The 16,488-nt window shown below is 70.6% G+C and carries 19 protein-coding genes; 11 read left to right on the top strand and 8 right to left on the bottom strand.

The annotated features are described in order from the left end of the window. Positions 1–40: 40 nt before the first annotated feature. From PV682_RS29715 to rfbB, 7 genes are all read right to left on the bottom strand, one after another. The gene (locus PV682_RS29715) at positions 41–2,215 is read right to left on the bottom strand and encodes a bifunctional glycosyltransferase/CDP-glycerol:glycerophosphate glycerophosphotransferase (RefSeq protein ID WP_319734872.1); all 2,175 of its coding nucleotides are present in this window, start codon (positions 2,213–2,215) and stop codon (positions 41–43) included. Between the two features lie 121 nt (positions 2,216–2,336). Beyond that, complete coding sequence (locus PV682_RS29710; RefSeq protein ID WP_319734871.1) at positions 2,337–3,233, bottom strand: glycosyltransferase family 2 protein; 897 nt, start codon at positions 3,231–3,233, stop codon at positions 2,337–2,339. Then, positions 3,230–3,994, bottom strand: coding sequence for a glycosyltransferase family 2 protein (locus tag PV682_RS29705; protein ID WP_055721481.1), 765 nt, complete (start codon positions 3,992–3,994; stop codon positions 3,230–3,232). The genes PV682_RS29710 and PV682_RS29705 overlap by 4 nt, the downstream gene beginning before the upstream one ends. Next, positions 3,991–4,386 (bottom strand): DUF2304 domain-containing protein, encoded by a 396-nt coding sequence (locus PV682_RS29700; RefSeq protein ID WP_055721480.1) that lies wholly within the window; start codon positions 4,384–4,386, stop codon positions 3,991–3,993. Before PV682_RS29700 ends, PV682_RS29705 begins: the two co-directional genes overlap by 4 nt. Positions 4,387–4,506: 120 nt before the next feature. Continuing rightward, positions 4,507–5,772, bottom strand: a complete 1,266-nt coding sequence (locus PV682_RS29695) for a polysaccharide biosynthesis protein (RefSeq protein WP_319734870.1) — start codon at positions 5,770–5,772, stop codon at positions 4,507–4,509. Further along, a complete protein-coding gene (gene rfbD / locus PV682_RS29690; RefSeq protein ID WP_319734869.1) occupies positions 5,769–6,599 on the bottom strand; it encodes a dTDP-4-dehydrorhamnose reductase in 831 nt (276 codons plus the stop codon). Before rfbD ends, PV682_RS29695 begins: the two co-directional genes overlap by 4 nt. Continuing rightward, positions 6,596–7,585, bottom strand: coding sequence for a dTDP-glucose 4,6-dehydratase (gene rfbB, locus PV682_RS29685; protein WP_055721477.1), 990 nt, complete (start codon positions 7,583–7,585; stop codon positions 6,596–6,598). The genes rfbD and rfbB overlap by 4 nt, the downstream gene beginning before the upstream one ends. Before the next feature lie 135 nt (positions 7,586–7,720). Between rfbB and rfbA the strand changes: the two genes are divergently transcribed. The 9 genes from rfbA (at position 7,721) to PV682_RS29640 (ending at position 14,710) form a co-directional block, all read left to right on the top strand. Beyond that, complete coding sequence (gene rfbA / locus PV682_RS29680) at positions 7,721–8,590, top strand: glucose-1-phosphate thymidylyltransferase RfbA (protein ID WP_319734868.1); 870 nt, start codon at positions 7,721–7,723, stop codon at positions 8,588–8,590. A gap of 25 nt (positions 8,591–8,615) precedes the next feature. Further along, positions 8,616–9,221 (top strand): dTDP-4-dehydrorhamnose 3,5-epimerase, encoded by a 606-nt coding sequence (gene rfbC, locus PV682_RS29675; protein WP_319734867.1) that lies wholly within the window; start codon positions 8,616–8,618, stop codon positions 9,219–9,221. Between the two features lie 67 nt (positions 9,222–9,288). Beyond that, positions 9,289–10,419, top strand: coding sequence for a glutamate 5-kinase (proB, locus tag PV682_RS29670; protein ID WP_319734866.1), 1,131 nt, complete (start codon positions 9,289–9,291; stop codon positions 10,417–10,419). Between the two features lie 147 nt (positions 10,420–10,566). Further along, positions 10,567–10,992 carry a hypothetical protein gene (locus tag PV682_RS29665; RefSeq protein ID WP_319734865.1) on the top strand — a complete coding sequence of 142 codons (426 nt, stop codon included), beginning with the start codon at positions 10,567–10,569 and terminating at the stop codon, positions 10,990–10,992. A gap of 60 nt (positions 10,993–11,052) precedes the next feature. After that, the gene (locus PV682_RS29660) at positions 11,053–12,339 is read left to right on the top strand and encodes a glutamate-5-semialdehyde dehydrogenase (protein WP_319734864.1); all 1,287 of its coding nucleotides are present in this window, start codon (positions 11,053–11,055) and stop codon (positions 12,337–12,339) included. A gap of 86 nt (positions 12,340–12,425) precedes the next feature. Continuing rightward, on the top strand, positions 12,426–12,956 hold the full coding sequence (locus PV682_RS29655) for an SCO2584 family spore wall biosynthesis protein (RefSeq protein ID WP_319734863.1): 531 nt from the start codon (positions 12,426–12,428) through the stop codon (positions 12,954–12,956). A gap of 77 nt (positions 12,957–13,033) precedes the next feature. Further along, the gene (locus PV682_RS29650) at positions 13,034–14,104 is read left to right on the top strand and encodes an SCO2583 family membrane protein (RefSeq protein ID WP_319734862.1); all 1,071 of its coding nucleotides are present in this window, start codon (positions 13,034–13,036) and stop codon (positions 14,102–14,104) included. A 38-nt stretch (positions 14,105–14,142) separates the two neighbouring features. Next, the gene (locus PV682_RS29645; protein ID WP_319734861.1) at positions 14,143–14,424 is read left to right on the top strand and encodes a type II toxin-antitoxin system Phd/YefM family antitoxin; all 282 of its coding nucleotides are present in this window, start codon (positions 14,143–14,145) and stop codon (positions 14,422–14,424) included. A gap of 4 nt (positions 14,425–14,428) precedes the next feature. After that, on the top strand, positions 14,429–14,710 hold the full coding sequence (locus tag PV682_RS29640) for a type II toxin-antitoxin system RelE family toxin (RefSeq protein WP_319734860.1): 282 nt from the start codon (positions 14,429–14,431) through the stop codon (positions 14,708–14,710). Positions 14,711–14,765: 55 nt separating this feature from the next. Here PV682_RS29640 and PV682_RS29635 read toward each other — a convergent pair whose 3' ends face one another. After that, positions 14,766–15,878 (bottom strand): M48 family metallopeptidase, encoded by a 1,113-nt coding sequence (locus PV682_RS29635; protein ID WP_319734859.1) that lies wholly within the window; start codon positions 15,876–15,878, stop codon positions 14,766–14,768. 155 nt (positions 15,879–16,033) lie between these two features. On the opposite strand from PV682_RS29635, the gene PV682_RS29630 reads away from it, so the two are divergent. Beyond that, complete coding sequence (locus PV682_RS29630; protein ID WP_165854481.1) at positions 16,034–16,177, top strand: hypothetical protein; 144 nt, start codon at positions 16,034–16,036, stop codon at positions 16,175–16,177. Between the two features lie 123 nt (positions 16,178–16,300). Continuing rightward, complete coding sequence (locus PV682_RS29625; protein ID WP_319734858.1) at positions 16,301–16,465, top strand: hypothetical protein; 165 nt, start codon at positions 16,301–16,303, stop codon at positions 16,463–16,465. The last annotated feature ends 23 nt before the right edge of the window (positions 16,466–16,488 follow it).

Genomic DNA, 16,488 nt, shown 5'->3' with positions numbered 1-16,488 from the left:
AAACCGATCGCGAAACAGCTTCAAGCCGGACACGTAGCTCTTAGCCTCGCACGGGAGGCTCCGGTTCCTGCCCCAGGAAGACGCGTCGTACGACCCGCTCCGCCGCCCGCCCGTCGTCGTACTCGCAGAACCGGCGCCGGAACTCCCCGCGGGCCTTCGCGGAGTTGTCGTCGGACCAGCGGCCGGAGCGGAAGACGTCGATGAGGTCGTCGCGGGTGGCGACCACCGGTCCGGGGGACACCGAGTGGATGTCGAAGTAGGTGCCGCGGGTGGCGCGGTAGACGTCCCAGTCGTTGGCGTACAGGACGATGGGCCGGTCGAGGAGCGCGTAGTCGAACATCAGGGACGAGTAGTCCGTGAGGAGGCAGTCCGCGGCGAGGTACAGCTCCTCGACGCTCGGGTGGCCGCTGACATCGATGACGCCCTCGCTGCCGCCGTGCGAGGTGTCGAGGTTGAAGTAGTGGGCGCGCACCAGGACCGTGAACCCGGCGCCGATGCTGTGCGCGAAGTGCTCGACGTCCAGCAGGGGCTGCGGCGTCGACTGGTAGTCGCGGTGGGTCGGCGCGTACAGGACGACCTTCTCGTCCGGCTCAAGACCCAGCTTGGCGCGGGCCTTCGCGCGGTCCTCGTCGGTCGCGTTCGCGAGGACGTCGTTGCGCGGGTAGCCGTAGTCGAGGGACGTGTACGAGGTCGAGGGGTAGGCGCGGTCCCAGACGGCGGTGGTGAAGCTGTTGGAGGAGACGCTGTAGTCCCAGCGGTCGACCCGGTCCATCAGCAGCCGCATGTCCAGCTCGGCGGCGCCCAGCGGGTATTCGACCTGGTCGACACCCATCCGCTTGAGCGGCGTGCCGTGGTGGGTCTGCACGAAGACCTGGCCGCGCCGCTTGACGACCTTCGTCGGGAAGTTGACGTTGTTGACGAAGTACTGCGAGCGCGCCATCGCCCGCCAGAACCCGAACGACCCCGGGTGCACGGTCGGCGTCCCGGCCGGCGGCCGGTTGCGCGGGCTCGGCTTCAGCACCCACGTCGGCTTCACGTTCGGCGCCAGCTCCCGCAGCTTCTGGTCGATCGCCGCCGGGTTGCAGGCGTAGTCGGCGTTCCAGTACGCGGCGAACACCGCCGTGTCCTTCTTCACCGGCAGCATCCGCTGCGCCCGGTAGTACGTCATCAGGACGGCCGTCCGCACCGGCTTCTTCAGCCTGGCCGCCGCCCGGTACGCACTGCGCGCGGGCCTGCGCAGCCGGTTCGGCAGCCGGTTCGCGACCCGCCGTACGCCCGACTTGGCCGGCTTCTTCGCGGAGTCCCGGTGGCCCGCCGGGCGGTGCCGGCGCTCGGCCTCCAGGCGCCGGCCCCGGAACTCGGCGCGGGCGCCCGCGGGCAGCCGGCCCGGCATCCGCTCGATGACTCCGAGGTGGAACGCCATCCGCTCGAACAGCGGCCCGCGCCAGCGGTCGAACTCGGGGTGCGCGGCGAGGAACCCGAAGACCAGGTCGTACTGGTCGAACACCTCGAAGTGCTTACGGCTCGCGGAGGAGAGGATCGACCCCTGCCGGCGCTGCCGGTAGTGCACGCACACCCGGTCCAGCACGGCGATCGACTCGGCGGCGACCAGCACCGGGTACGTCCACGGGGTGTCCTCGTAGTACCCGGTCGGGTACACGAACCCCCACCGCTCGACGAAGTCCCGCCGGTACGCCTTGTTCCAGGCGACCTGGAGCAGTTCGAGGAGCACCGGGTGGTCGTCGAGGGAGAAGGACCCCGCCGGGGCGTCGGTGAGCGCCTTGCGCTTCGCGTTCGGCGTGACCCGCCCGTCCCAGTACGTACGGTCGTAGTCGTAGACCAGCAGCTCCGGGTCGCCGGTGTCCTCCAGGCGGCCCGCGATCGCCTGGAGCGAGCCCGGCAGCATCACGTCGTCGCTGTCCAGGAAGATCAGGTACTCGCCCCGCGCCCGCTCCATCCCGGCGTTGCGGGCCCGGCCGAGACCGACGTTCTCGGTGAGCTGGACGGCGATCACGCGCGAGTCGGCCGCCGCGTATTCGGACATGATCTCGCCGCACGAGTCCGGCGACGCGTCATTGACCGCGATGACCTCGAAGTCCCCGTACGCCTGCTCCAGCACGGAGTCGAGGCAGTCGCGCAGGTACGCCTCCACGCCGTACGCCGGCACGACGATGCTGAAACGGGGGGACCGGTCTTCGGAGCCAGTGGCAGTCATAAGGGGTCAGTAGCTTTCGCGACGGAGGAGGAACGGGCCTCGGACGGGAGGAGGGGGCTCGGCGGAGTGGGGTTCCACGAACCCCCGGACAGCGGGTGGTTCTTTGCGGTTCCTTGGCCGTTCACTCGGCCCGGGTCAGCGCGTACCCCAGCAGCCGGCGCACCGCGTCCGAGCGCCGGTGGCGCAGGGCGCCCGGCAGCATCGTCAGCGCGTGCAGCCGCATCGACAGATGACGGCGGGCCGCCTTGGCGGCCTTGTGCCAGCCGTGCCGGTCCAGATCGTCGGCGACCTCGTTGAAGAACCGCACCGCCTCCCCGAACCGCGACCCCGTCGCCGCCTCCGCGGAGGACAGGGACGCCGAGTGGCGGCGGTAGCGGAACGCCGGGGCCGGGTCGACGACGAGGGACTCGCCGCGCCGGATCAGCTCGATGATCAGCGCCAGGTCCTGGATGACGGACAGCTCCTCGCGGAACCCGACCGCCTTGACCGCGTCCGTGCGCCAGCAGATCGACGGGAAGTACAGCCAGTTCCCGCCCAGCAGGTTCGCCGCCAGCGGCTCGCCGGACAGCACCAGGCGCTTGCCGTCGCTGGTCTTCGGCGCGTACAGGCGCCGCTTCACCTCGTCGCCGAGCGTCGTCACCGGCTTGCCGTGCTCGTCGATGACCTCGACGCCCGGCTGGTAGATCGCGGCGCCGGGCTCGGCCTCGATCGCCGCGCGCAGCGTCTCGACGTACGTCGGCATCATCAGGTCGTCGCTGCCGAGCATCGTGAAGTGGGTGGCCTCGACGAGGTCCACGCACTTCTGGAAGTTGCGGGTGATACCGAGGTTGACCTCGTTGCGCAGGTAGCGCACCCGCTCGTCGCCGAGGGAGGCGAACCACTCGGGGACGTCCGGCTCGCGGCCGTCGTCGACGACCGTCAGCCGCCAGTCCCGGTCGGTCTGGTCCAGCACGCTCTGCACGGCCGCCTGCATCAGGGCGGTGTCGCCGTAGTGCGGCAGCATGATGTCGATGGTCACGAGGCCTGCTTCTCCCGTGCCTTCTGCTGGGACCGCTTGCGCGCCGGACCCAGCGCCGAGCGGCGGCTGAAGGCCAGCAGCAGGATCATCCCGATCCGGCCCAGGTACATCGTCGCCTTCCACGGCGACTGGCTCGGCGTACCGGTCGTGCGCGCCCGCATCGCGACCGGCACCTGCTCGACCTTGTACCCGGCGCGCACCACGGCGATCGTCGACTCGACGGTGTCGCCCAGGTACTCCACGGGGTACCAGCGCGCGAACGCGTCGATCAGGTCGGGGCCGCAGGCCCTGAAGCCCGAGGTGACGTCGGTCAGCTTGGTGCGGGCCATCCGCGACAGCCAGAACGCGAGGACGAGCATCGCCCAGCGGCGCGGCCCGCGCGCCTCGTACTCGCCGGTCCCCGCGAACCGGGCGCCCATCACGAGGTCGGCGCCCGCGTCCAGGCGCGCGATCAGCTCGGGCACGTTGCGCGGGTCGTGCTGGCCGTCCGCGTCGACCTGGATGGCGACGTCGTAGCCGCGGTCGTGCGCGAACTTGTAGCCGGCGCGCATCGCGCCGCCCACGCCGAGGTTGTACGGCAGCTTCATGACCGTCGCCCCGGCCGCGCCCGCGACCTTCGCGGTCTCGTCGCCCGAGCCGTCGTCGACCACCAGGATGTCGACACCCGGCAGCGTCGCGTAGACCTCCTTGACGACGTCGGCGACGCCCTCGGATTCGTTCCACGCGGGCATGATGATCAGGACGCGCTTGCCGTCGATCACTTGAGCCTCCCCGAGTCCCCCGAGGCGACGGTCGTCTCGCCCTCGGACAGTTGTTGACGCAGTTCCTGGACGTCGATGCGCAGCAGCGCGACTTCCTCGGAGAGCGTGCGCCCCTCTTCTTCGAGGTGCCCGACCTCCCAGCTGAGCTGGAGGCAGACGATGAAGAGGAAGGCGACGCTGAGGAAGAGGATGAGGCTCACACCCGAGCGGACCCCGACGTTGCGCGCCACCCAGTCAAGGCCTGAGGGGAAGAAGCCGAGCGGGATGATCACCATGCCGGTGAACACCCACAGGAACGCGTACTTCTCCTTGAGCTTGCGGCGGCGCAGGAGTTCCACGATGCAGAGCACCAGGAAGACGCCGGTGACCGAGGTCAGCATCCACAGTTGCATGGCTAGAGGGCCTGTCTACTCTTCCGAAAAGGTGGACGGCCACAGAAAGGGGGCCGTCGGACTGTGATCCACTGTCCGTCACGGTGACTACCCAGAGTGAGGGGAAGATGGTCACTCTCGTCAGTGCGGCGAACGGTAGCCTACACGAGCTCGAACAACGAGTGTCATGAAGGCGACGACGGCGAAAGACCCCGCCGCGTACGCCACCTCCACCCGCGTCCGCAGCTCCAGCGAGCTGAACGTGACCGCCAGCAGCACCGCCGTGCCGACCACCCACGCCAGCAGCTGCTTGCGCGCGCCCCCGCTCGTCAGCAGGGCCTGGCCGAGCACCATCGCCAGCATGTACAGGGTCGTCCCCAGCGACAGCCACGCGAAGTCGACGCCCGTCAGCACGTCCGGCGCCCCGAACAGCGCCGGCAGCAGCGCCGGGCCCAGCGCGGTCGCGCCGATCCCGCCCGCGACCCCGAGGCCGCCGGTGACCGTCGCCGCCCGCAGCAGGAGCCGCCGGTAGCCCGCCCAGTCCTGCTCGGCCGCCGCCGAGGAGAGCCCCGCCAGCAGCGACACCTGGAACGCCCCGAACACGAACAGCGGGACCCGGGCCACCACCAGCGCCGACAGCAGCGCCGCGACCAGCGCGTCGTCGTTCGTCGAGATCAGCTTCGTGCTGATCACCGCGATGTTCACGAGGAGCTGCGCCAGCAGCGTCGAGCCGACCAGCAGGCCCAGGTGTTCGATCAGGTCCCGCCAGTGCGCCGGGGTGCCGTGGTGGCTGCCGCTCAGCACCGGCTTGATCGTCAGCAGCACGGCGAGCAGCGGGGCGACCGTCAGGACGGCCGCGAACGCGAACACCGACTTCACGCCGGCCACCGCGAGGATCCCCGGCAGCACGATCCTGAACGCGCCGTCCAGGCCGAGCTGCGTGCCGTACGCCTGGAAGCGGCCCAGGCCCGCCAGGACGCCGCGGGTGACGTACGCGATGGCGAGGGCCGCGAACGCGCCGCCCAGGGCGAGGACCAGGGCCTCGTCGCCGTGGAAGAGGACGTCCGCGACCTTCGCCGAGAACACCCCGAGCGGCACCAGCACCAGGGCCAGCAGCCCCAGCGACAGCGCGGCGCCGCGCCGCAGCACCGGGGCCACGCCGTCGCCGTGCACGACACGGGACGCCACGAGCCGGGTGATCTCCTGCTCCACCGGGAAGAACAGGCCGAGCCCGATCGACGACACGACCGTCCACAGCACGGAGAAGCTCGCCATGTCGTCGACGTCGAGCGTGTGCCCGGCCGCCGCGAGATGCACGTAGCTCGCTATGCCGAGCAGCGCCGTCCCCGCCCCGACGAGCGCCGTGCCGGACGGCAGGGCGGTGGTGATGCGGTCGAGGAGGCTCACCCGAGGTACTCCGCGAGCTGCGCCTTCCAGTCGGGCTGCACGGCGACACCGGCCGCGGCCCATCGGTCGTGCGCCAGCACGCTGTACGAGGGCCGGCGGGCCGGCCGTACGAACTTCTCGGACGTCGTCGGGCGCACCCGCTCCGGGTCCAGGCCCGACAGCTCGTACGCGGCGCGCGCCAGGTCGAACCAGGTCGCCGTGCCGGACGCGGTGCCGTGGTAGACGCCGGCCGGGGCGTCGCTCTCGCCGAGCGCCGCGATCTGCCGGGCCAGCGCCACCGTCCACGTCGGCTGGCCGCGCTGGTCGTCCACGACCTCGACCGTGTCCCGGGACTCGGCGAGCTTCAGCATCGTCGAGACGAAATTGCGGCCGTGGGCGCCGTACAGCCACGCCGTGCGCACGATGTATCCGGAATCCGGCAGCAGCATCTTCACGGCATTCTCACCCACGAGTTTCCCGCGCCCGTAGGCGTTCAGCGGGGCGGTGGGGGAGTCGTGGCGGTAGGGCTCGCCGGCGTCGCCGGGGAAGACGTAGTCGGTGGAGACCTGGATGAGCTTGGTGCGGCCGGGCGCGCACGCCTCGGCCAGGACGCGTACGGCTTCGCCGTTCACGCGGGTCGCGGCGGCCTCGTCCGTCTCGGCGCCGTCCACGTCCGTCCACGCGGCGGCGTTGACCACCACGTCGTGACCCTCGACGGCCGCGCGGACCGCCGCGGGGTCGGTGATGTCCAGCTCCGTGCGGGTCGGCGCGGTGACCTCGCCGGGGAGCGTGGCCACGAGGTCCCGGCCGAGCATCCCGCCCGCGCCGGTGATCAGCCAGCGCGTCATGCCGGAAGCGCCGCCTTCGCCTTGAGCGGCTCCCACCAGGCGCGGTTGTCGCGGTACCACTGGACGGTCGAGGCGAGACCCTGCTCGAAGGTCACCAGCGGCTCGTAGCCCAGCTCGGTGCGGATCTTCTCGATCGACAGGGAGTAGCGCAGGTCGTGGCCCTTGCGGTCCTCGACGTGCTCGACCATGTCCCAGCCCGCGCCGCAGGCGTCCAGGAGGAGACCGGTCAGCTCCTTGTTGGTCACCTCGGTGCCGCCGCCGATGTGGTAGACCTCACCCGGCCGGCCGCCGCGCAGGACCATCTCGATGCCCCGGCAGTGGTCGGAGACGTGCAGCCAGTCCCGGATGTTCAGGCCCTCGCCGTACAGCGGGACCTTCTTGCCGTCCAGCAGGTTCGTCGTGAACAGCGGGATCATCTTCTCCGGGAAGTGGTACTGCCCGTAGTTGTTCGAGCACCGGGTGACGACGACGTCCATGCCGTGCGTGCGGTGGTAGGACAGGGCCAGCAGGTCGGAGCCCGCCTTCGACGCCGAGTACGGCGAGTTCGGGGCCAGCGGCCAGTCCTCGGTCCAGGAGCCCTCGCTGATCGAGCCGTACACCTCGTCCGTGGAGACGTGCACGAAGCGGGCCACGCCGTGCCGCTTGGCGGCGTCCAGCAGGACCTGCGTGCCCAGCACGTTCGTCGTGACGAACGGGGAGGAGTCCGCGATCGAGCGGTCCACGTGGGACTCGGCCGCGAAGTGCACGACCGCGTCCTGGCCGCGCATCACGTCGTCGACCGTGGCGTACTCCCGGATGTCGCCGTGGACGAACGTGTAGCCCGCCTTGTCCGCGACCGGGGCCAGGTTCTCCTGGTTGCCGGAGTAGGTCAGGTTGTCGAGAACCGTGACCTGTGCGCCCTCGCCCGAGGGGAGCTCGTTCAGAAGCAGGGCCCGCACGAACTGTGACCCGATGAATCCGGCGCCGCCGGTGACAAGAATCCTCATAAGAACCCGCATTCTAGGCCGTCGGCATGGGTACTGTTCCGTGCCTGTTGTCGCTCTGTTTGTTGTGCGAACTGTGCCCGATGAGGTCGGCACCGGGACAATCGGGGGTCCCCACCTGCCGTAGGGTGCTTGTCCATGCGTGGAATCCTGCTCGCCGGTGGTACCGGTTCCCGACTGTGGCCGATCACCCGTGCGGTGTCGAAACAGCTCATGCCGGTCTTCGACAAGCCGATGATCTACTACCCGCTGACCACCCTCGTGATGGCCGGCCTCAGGGACATCCTGATCATCACCGGACCCGACGAACGACCCCAGTTCGAGCGGCTCCTCGGCGACGGCTCCGACTGGGGCCTCAACATCGAGTTCGCCACGCAGGAGAAGCCCAACGGCATCGCCGAGGCGTTCCTCATCGCCGAGGACTTCATCGGGGACGAGCCCGTCGCCCTCATCCTCGGCGACAACATCTTCCACGGCGTCGGCCTCGGCCGGCAGCTCGCGCGCTACGCCGAGCCCGAGGGCGGCGTCGTCTTCGCGCACGCCGTCTCCGACCCGACCGCCTACGGCGTCGTCGACTTCGACGAGGACGGCCGCGCCCGCTCCATCGAGGAGAAGCCCGCGCAGCCGAAGTCCCGGTACGCCGTCCCCGGGCTGTACTTCTACGACAGCCGCGTCGTCGAGATCGCCAAGAACCTCACCCCCAGCGCGCGCGGCGAGCTGGAGATCACCGACGTCAACAAGTACTACCTCGACCGGGGCGAACTGCACGTCTCCGTCCTCGACCGGGGCACCGTCTGGCTCGACACCGGCACCTTCCAGTCCCTCGTCCAGGCCTCCGAGTTCGTCCGCGTCGTCGAGGAACGCCAGGGCATGAAGATCGGCTGCCTCGAAGAGGCCGCCTGGCGCGCCGGGTTCATCGACGACGCCCAGCTGCGGGCGCTGGCCGAGCCGCTGACCAAGAGCGGGTACGGCGACTACCTGCTCGACCTGCTCACGTACGAAGCCTGAGAGCCTGAGAGAAGGACCCTGTCTCATGAAGGTCAGCCCCCTTTCCATCGAGGGTGCCTGGGAGTTCGTGCCGCGGCAGTTCGGTGACTCCCGCGGCATGTTCATGGAGCTGTACAAGGCCGAACGGCTGGAGGAGGCCGTCGGCCACGCCCTCGACCTGCGGCAGGCCAACCTCTCCGTCTCGGCGGCCGGAGTCGTGCGCGGCATCCACTTCGCGGACGTGCCGCCCAGCCAGGCCAAGTACGTCACCTGCGTCAAGGGCGCCGTCCTCGACGTCATCGTCGACATCCGCGTCGGCTCCCCGACCTTCGGCACGTGGGAGGCCGTCCGCCTCGACGACGAGACCCGCAACGCCGTGTACCTCTCCGAGGGCCTCGGCCACGGCTTCTGCGCGCTCACCGACGGCGCGACGGTGACCTACCTGTGCTCCGAGGGGTACGCGCCCCAGCGGGAACGGGGGCTGCACCCGCTGGACGCGGAGATCGGCATCGAGTGGCCGGTCTCCGGCGAGCCGGAACTGTCGGAGAAGGACGCACAGGCACCGACGCTGGCGGAGGCGCTGGAGGCGGGCATCCTGCCGAAGTACGAGGACTGCGTGGCGTACAGGCGTTCGCTGGCTTCCGCACTCTGAAACGGGCGCGCACCGCCCCGGGCTCCTCACGTACATTGCGAATCCCAGACGCAGTGAGGACACGCAGGTGACAGCGGCAAGGCAGCGGGTAGCAGACGCACGGCGAATCGTCGTCAAAGTCGGTTCTTCCTCCCTCACCACCGCCTCCGGCGGCCTCGACGCCGACCGGGTCGACGCCCTCGTCGACGTCCTGGCCAAGACCCGCAGCGGCGGCGAGAAGGAGATCGTCCTGGTCTCGTCCGGCGCGATCGCGGCGGGCCTCGCCCCGCTGGGACTGCGCCGCCGCCCCAAGGACCTGGCCCGCCAGCAGGCGGCGGCGAGCGTCGGCCAGGGCCTCCTCGTCGCCCGCTACACCGCCTCCTTCGCCCGCTACGGCGTCCGCGTCGGCCAGGTCCTCCTCACCAGCGACGACATGAGCCGCCGCGCCCACCACCGCAACGCCTCCCGCACCCTGGACAAGCTCCTCGCGATGGGCGCGTTCCCGGTCGTCAACGAGAACGACACGGTCGCCACGGACGAGATCCGCTTCGGCGACAACGACCGGCTCGCCGCCCTCGTCGCCCACCTCGTCCACGCCGACCTCCTCGTCCTCCTCTCGGACGTCGACGGCGTGTACGACGGCGACCCCGGCAGGCCCGGCACGTCGAGGATCGCGGAGGTCCACGGACCGGCGGACCTCGCGCACGTCGAGATCGGCAGCGCGGGCAAGGCGGGCGTCGGCACGGGCGGCATGGTCACGAAGGTCGAGGCGGCCCGCATCGCCGCCGCGGCCGGCATCCCGGTCGTCCTGACCAGCGCGGTCTTCGCCGCCGAGGCGCTCACCGGGGGCGACACGGGGACGTACTTCCACCCCGCGGGCAAGCGCTCCGCCGACCGCCTCCTGTGGCTCCAGCACGCCTCGACCCCGCAGGGCTCGCTGACCCTGGACGACGGCGCGGTCACGGCCGTCGTGGAGCGCCGCACGTCGCTGCTCCCGGCGGGCATCGCGGCCGTGGAGGGCGACTTCAGCGCCGGTGACCCGGTCGAGCTGCGGGACGCGAGCGGGCGGGCCGTGGCGCGGGGGCTGGTCAACTTCGACGCGAAGGAGATCCCGCAGCTGCTCGGCAGGTCGACGCGGGAGCTGGCGCGGGAGCTGGGGGCGGCGTACGAGCGGGAGGTCGTGCACCGGGACGACCTGGTGGTACTGGCGGAATCCTGACCGTACGGCGCTCTCCCCGGCGTGTGAGCGTCCCGCCCCGCATTCGAACGGTCTCCGTACCGCCGGGGGACGTTCCGTGAAAGTGCCCCGCGGACGGCGGCGGCCTGCTCAACTGTGTTCCAGGTACAAGCTGTCAAGGAGGCCGTCGTGAGTCGAACGCGCCCCGGGCCGACGGCCCGCGGGGGACTGACCAGCGTCGCGGCGGGTGAGACGTACCAGGAACCGAAGGACCTCCCCCGCCTCTGGCACGTCACCCTCAGCGTCTCCGGCGCGGCGGTCCCGGTGCAGGACCTCCGCCGGGGGCTCGAACAACTCGCCCACGACCACCCCTTCCTCCTGACCAGCCGCTACGCCCCCGACCACGCGGAGATCCGCTACTGGGAGGAGGCCCGCGACCTCCACGACGCGGCGGCCGTCGCCCTGCGCCTCTGGGGCGAACACCGCCAGACGGCCGCCCTGCCCCCCTGGGAGATCGTCGGCCTGGAGGTCATCGACCGCGAGACGTACCACCAGCGGGTCGCGGAGGGCTACGGCCCCCTCCCGGCGACCCCGGTGGGCGTGCACCCGTTCTGACCCGTCTCGCGGTGTGGACCACGAGATGGACGCCCTCACGCCGCGCACTACGCTTTCCCCATGACCACCCTCTCTCCGTACGACGCCATGTCCCCGGTCATCGAGGCCGCCTACCGGGCCAAGGCCGCCGCCGCAGATCTCGCGCCGCTGCCGAGGGCCGTGAAGGACGACGCGCTGCTCGCCATCGCGGACGCGCTGGAGGTGCGGACGGGGGAGATCGTCGAGGCGAACGCGGAGGACGTGACGCGGGCGCGCGAGGCCGGGACCAGCGAGGCGATCATCGACCGGCTGACGCTCACGCCCGAGCGGATCCGGGCCATCGCCTCCGACGTCCGGGACGTCGTCGCGCTGCCCGACCCCGTGGGCGAGGTCGTGCGCGGCTCCACCCTGCCCAACGGCATCGACCTGCGCCAGGTGCGCGTGCCGCTCGGCGTCGTCGGGATCATCTACGAGGCCCGGCCCAACGTGACCGTCGACGCCGCCGCCCTGTGCCTCAAGTCCGGCAACGCCGTCCTGCTGCGCGGCTCCGGCTCCGCCTACTCCTCCAACTCCGCCCTCGTCCGCGTCCTGCGCGACGCGGTCGGCGGCGCCGGGCTGCCCGCCGACGCCGTACAGCTCGTGCCCGGCGAAAGCCGGGAATCCGTACGGGAGTTGATGCGGGCGCGCGGGCTCGTGGACGTCCTCGTCCCGCGCGGCGGCGCCGCCCTGATCCAGACCGTGGTGTCCGAGTCGACGGTCCCGGTCATCGAGACGGGGACCGGGAACTGCCACGTGTACGTCGACGCGCAGGCCGACCTCGACATGGCGATCGACATCCTCATCAACTCCAAGGCGCAGCGCGTCAGCGTCTGCAACGCCGCCGAGACCCTCCTCGTCCACCAGGACATCGCGCCCGAGTTCCTGCCCCGCGCCCTCGACGCCCTCGCGGAGGCCGGGGTGACCGTCCACGCGGACGAGCGGGTCATGGCGTACGCGAAGGACTCGTCCGCGACGGTCGTGGAGGCCACCGCGGAGGACTGGGAGACCGAGTACCTGTCGTACGACATCGCCGCGGCCGTCGTCGACTCGCTGGACAAGGCCGTCGAGCACATCCGGCTGTGGACCTCGGGCCACACGGAGGCGATCGTCACCACCTCCCAGCAGGCCGCGCGCCGCTTCACCCAGCTGGTCGACTCGACGACCGTCGCCGTGAACGCGTCCACCCGGTTCACGGACGGCGGACAGTTCGGGTTCGGCGCGGAGATCGGCATCTCGACGCAGAAGCTGCACGCCCGGGGCCCGATGGGGCTGCCGGAGCTGACCAGCACGAAGTACATCGTCACCGGGGACGGCCACATCCGGAAGTGAACTCCCTTGCGTGAGAGGCGTCTCATCGGGTGAGCGAATATCCATACCGTCTGCCCAAACGGACCCCTCAGGTCTACTCTGGGACGATGCCGGAGGACGTGGGGGGCACGCCGTTTCCTGACGGCGGACAGCCCGACGACGACCACGACCGCGGAGTGTCGGACGAAGAGTTCGCCTCCGTGGTCTTCGACGAGGCATTCGTGCGGGCGGCCCAGCACCACGAGCCGTCCGCCGTCGAACGCCTCCTGGCCGCCGCCGAGGCGAGAGCCGAGGCCGAGGCGGAAGCCCGCGGAGGCCGCGCCCGCAGCGACCGCCACGCCCCCGTGGACGACCTCGACGACCTCGACGACCCCGAGGTCCTCGACGCCCGCTACGGCGCCCCCGCCTCGTACGGCTTCTACGGGGCGTACGGCAAACAGGTCCGCTGGCACCGCCCCGTCGCCTGGCTCCTCGCCCTCGTCATGGGCGTCGGCATGGTCGCGCTCGCCTTCACCGCCGTCTACCGGGGCGCCTCCGCGGGCAGCGGCGGCAGCCGGCAGGCACCGCCCACGTCGACCGGCGCGGACGCGACGCCGTCCGGCCCGCCGCCCGTCTCGGTGGTCCCGCAGGCGCCGTGAGCGGTTGCTGAGAACCTGTCAGAAGTTGTCCTGCGACAGGGCGTTTACCCGAGGCCCCTGAGACCTACTCTGAAGGTATGGGCGGGCCTGGAGACCCACCGGAGGGGACACCCGAGGGCACTCCTGCCGGTGGAGAGGACGAGTACCGATCCGTCGTCTTCGACGAGTCGTTCGTCCGCGCTGCCCGGCTCCAGGAGTACTCCGCGCAGGAGCGCATCGGCGACCACGCGCCCGCCGTACGGCGCAGGCCCCCGCCCTTACGCCGGGGGCTGACCCGGCAGGTCCTCTTCCTCGCCCTGCTGATCACGATCGCGTTCGGCACGGCGATCTACATGGGGGTCCGCAGCCCCTACCAGTCGCCGGGCGCCCGGCGGGCGGTCGAGCCCCTGCGGATGACCGTCGTGCCGCTCGCCCCGCAGTCCCCCGTACCCGGCGCCGCCGACGCCGGGTACCTCTTCGAGCACAGCCCCGCCGCCGAGTTCAGGACCGGCGCCGACGGGGTCACCCTGCCCGCCGCGCGGCGCACCGCCCACTTCTCCGACAGCCAGGTCGTCACCGCGCTCACCACGGCCAAGGAGTACATCGTCCGCTCGGCCCTCTACCCGGAGGTGATTCTCGGCCAGCAGATCCGGGCGGCCCGGGTGCTGCTCGACTCCGCCCAGCTCGACCAGTTCGACGCCAGCTTCACCCACCCCTCCGCCGACGGCCGCCACGCCCCCACCGGCTGGCTCGTCCGCTTCGACCCCCACCAGGTCAAGCTGGCCGACCCCGGCATCCGCGTCCGCGGCACCCTCGGCATCGCCGAGACGGACTCCGAGACCCTGGAGGTCACCGCCGACCACACCTACGTCTACGCCCTCCGCCCCGCCTCCACCCCCTCCGCCCAGGCCTCCCTGTTCACCGTCCGCCGCGAACTCCACTTCCGCTTCGACCACGACGACCTGCGCCTGCGCCAGACCCAACTCCTCGTCTCCTCGACCCAGGCGGGCCCCCTGGCCTGCTCCTCGGACGCGGTCGGCTACCTACGGCCCCTGCTGGCGGGCCAGACAGCAGGAACCGCCGGCCCCGCAGGAACAGACCCGTACGGGACGGGGACGACCGCGGCACTGTGCGGGACGCTGGCGGGCGGGGCGCTGCCGAAGGTGTGAGAGGGCCGCCGTTCATGTACATCTAGTACATTGATGGCATGAGTGATCCGGTGATTGAGTCCATGGCCGAGGTCCGTAGTCACCTCGCTGACGTGATCGACCGTGCTCGCCGGGAGGGGACCCCGACGATCATCACCCGACGCGGCAAGCAGGAAGCCGTCGTGATCGACATCGAGGAGTATCGGCGCCTGCGTGAGGTCGCGGAGAGCGCCGAGGAGGCGTGGCTGAACCGGCTGGCCGACGAGGCCGAGTCCGAGGGGGTGCAGGGGTCGGTCTCGCTCGAAGAGATGGCCGCCTTGCTCCGTGCCCATCAAGGATGACGCCGTGGGGTACCTCACGCGGTTCACGCCGCACGCCCAGCGGGACATGCTCAAGATCCCGCGCCAGGACGCCCTCCGTGTCCTGCACCGCCTCACCGAACTCCAGAAGGCGATGGACGCCGGGGACACCACCGCGTTCGACGTCAGGGCGCTCCAAGGGCACAGCGCCCGGTGGCGGCTCAGGGTCGGTGACTACCGCATCGTCTACACCGTCGAGGACGGTCAGATGATCGTGTGGGTCCTGGCGGTCGGCAACCGACGGGACGTCTACCGGCACCTTCCGTAAGCCCCCTCTCCGTACCGGGCCCGGGCGGTCGGTACGGAGAGGATGGCCGGGGTTGCTACTGCTCGTCCCCCTCCGCGTCCGTCTGCGGGCGGTCCTTCGTCGGGGTCGAGGTGCGGCCTCCGCCCCCGAAGCCCCGGCGGACCCGGCCGCCGAGGTCGCCCGCGCCGCCGGCGATGTCGGTGACCAGCTTCATCAGCGGGTCCTTGGAGTTCTTGACGTTGGAGGCGTAGCTGGCCGCGGACTCGCGGAAGGAGTCGGTGACCGAGGTGTCCTTGTCCTCGGTGCGGCGCGGGTAGTGGCCGTCCATGATGCGCTGGTAGTCGCGGGACTCGGCCCACTTCTTCAGCTCGGCGGCGCGGACGGTCGTGAAGGGGTGGGAGCGGGGGAGGACGTTGAGGATCTTGAGGACGGAGTCGCGGAGGTCGCCGCCCTCCTCGTACTCCTCGGCCTGCTTCAGGAACGCGTCGACGTTCATCTCGTGCAGGTGGTTGCCGCCCGCGATCTTCATCAGGCCGCGCATGGAGGCCTTGAGGTCCTGGCCGACGAGTAGTCCCGCGCGGTCGGCGGAGAGTTCGGACTTGCGGAACCACTCGCGCAGCGCCGTCACGATCGCCATGATCGCGAGGTTGCCCAGGGGGATCCAGGCGACGCGGAGCGCGAGGCTCGTGAGGAAGAGGAGGATCGTGCGGTACACGGAGTGCCCGGAGAGGGCGTGGCCCACCTCGTGGCCGATGACGGCCCGCATCTCCTCCTCGTCGAGGAGTTCGACGAGGCCCGTGGTGACGACGATGATCGGCTCGTCGAGACCGATGCACATGGCGTTGGGCTGCGGGTCCTGGTTGACGTACATCGCCGGGACCTTCTCCAGGTCCAGGATGTAGCAGGCGTCCCGCAGCATGTCGTTGAGGTGCGCGAACTGCTGCTCGGAGACGCGGACCGAGTCGGAGAGGAAGAGGAGGCGCAGACTGCGCTCCGGGAGGAGCCCGCTGAGCGCCTTGAACACCGTGTCGAAGCCGCTCAGCTTGCGCAGGGCGACCAGGGCGGAACGGTCGGCGGGGTGTTCGTAGGCACGCGAGGAGATCTCCGGGAATCGCCTGCGCTGCCTGCTGGGCACGTTCTCGTGGCCGCTCTGCTCGTCGTTGTTCTGCTCTGGGCCGTCGTCGGACATGTCATCCCCCATGTGCGAGATATGAGTGAGCTTCTTCGGCGGGGCTTCTTACGGCCCCTTTGCTGACCCTTGTGCGGTCCTTTGTGCCCCCGAGGACGCTGCCAGCCTAGGCGGAGTTACGGTGGACGGGCACTACACCTAAGGAGTCCCGCACCATGGAGCACAACCCCGCCGTCTGGCTCGCCGCCGCAGACCAGCAGGGACCGGGGAACCTGCTCCGGATCGTCCTGGTCGTGATGGTCGTGGGCTGTGTGCTGACGGGGTGGTTCCTGCTGCGCGGCTACAAGAAGGACGACTGACGCCCCGGGAAAGTTCCCCGCCCGGCCTGCTGGATGGCGGAGTCGGCGTGATCGCCGGCGGGGCCTCCCCGTACGATGGGCCGACGTCTTTATGTAGCCCTCACCGGATAGGTCCTGACGAAGATGAGCTTCCACAGCACCGCAGTTCAGTTGGTCACCCTCGCCGCCGAGGGCGAGGAGCACGGTGGCAACCACGAGAGCCTGGACCCGCTGGTCACCGGTGGTGCGGCCTTCCTGATCCTGATGCTCCTGCTGTGGATCACCACCCGCTTCAACCGCGACCGCTGAGACACCTGACAGGACCTTCACCC

This window comes from Streptomyces niveiscabiei, from assembly GCF_033794345.1.
GTDB lineage: Bacteria > Actinomycetota > Actinomycetes > Streptomycetales > Streptomycetaceae > Streptomyces > Streptomyces niveiscabiei.
This window is presented reverse-complemented; position numbering and strand designations above follow the sequence as displayed.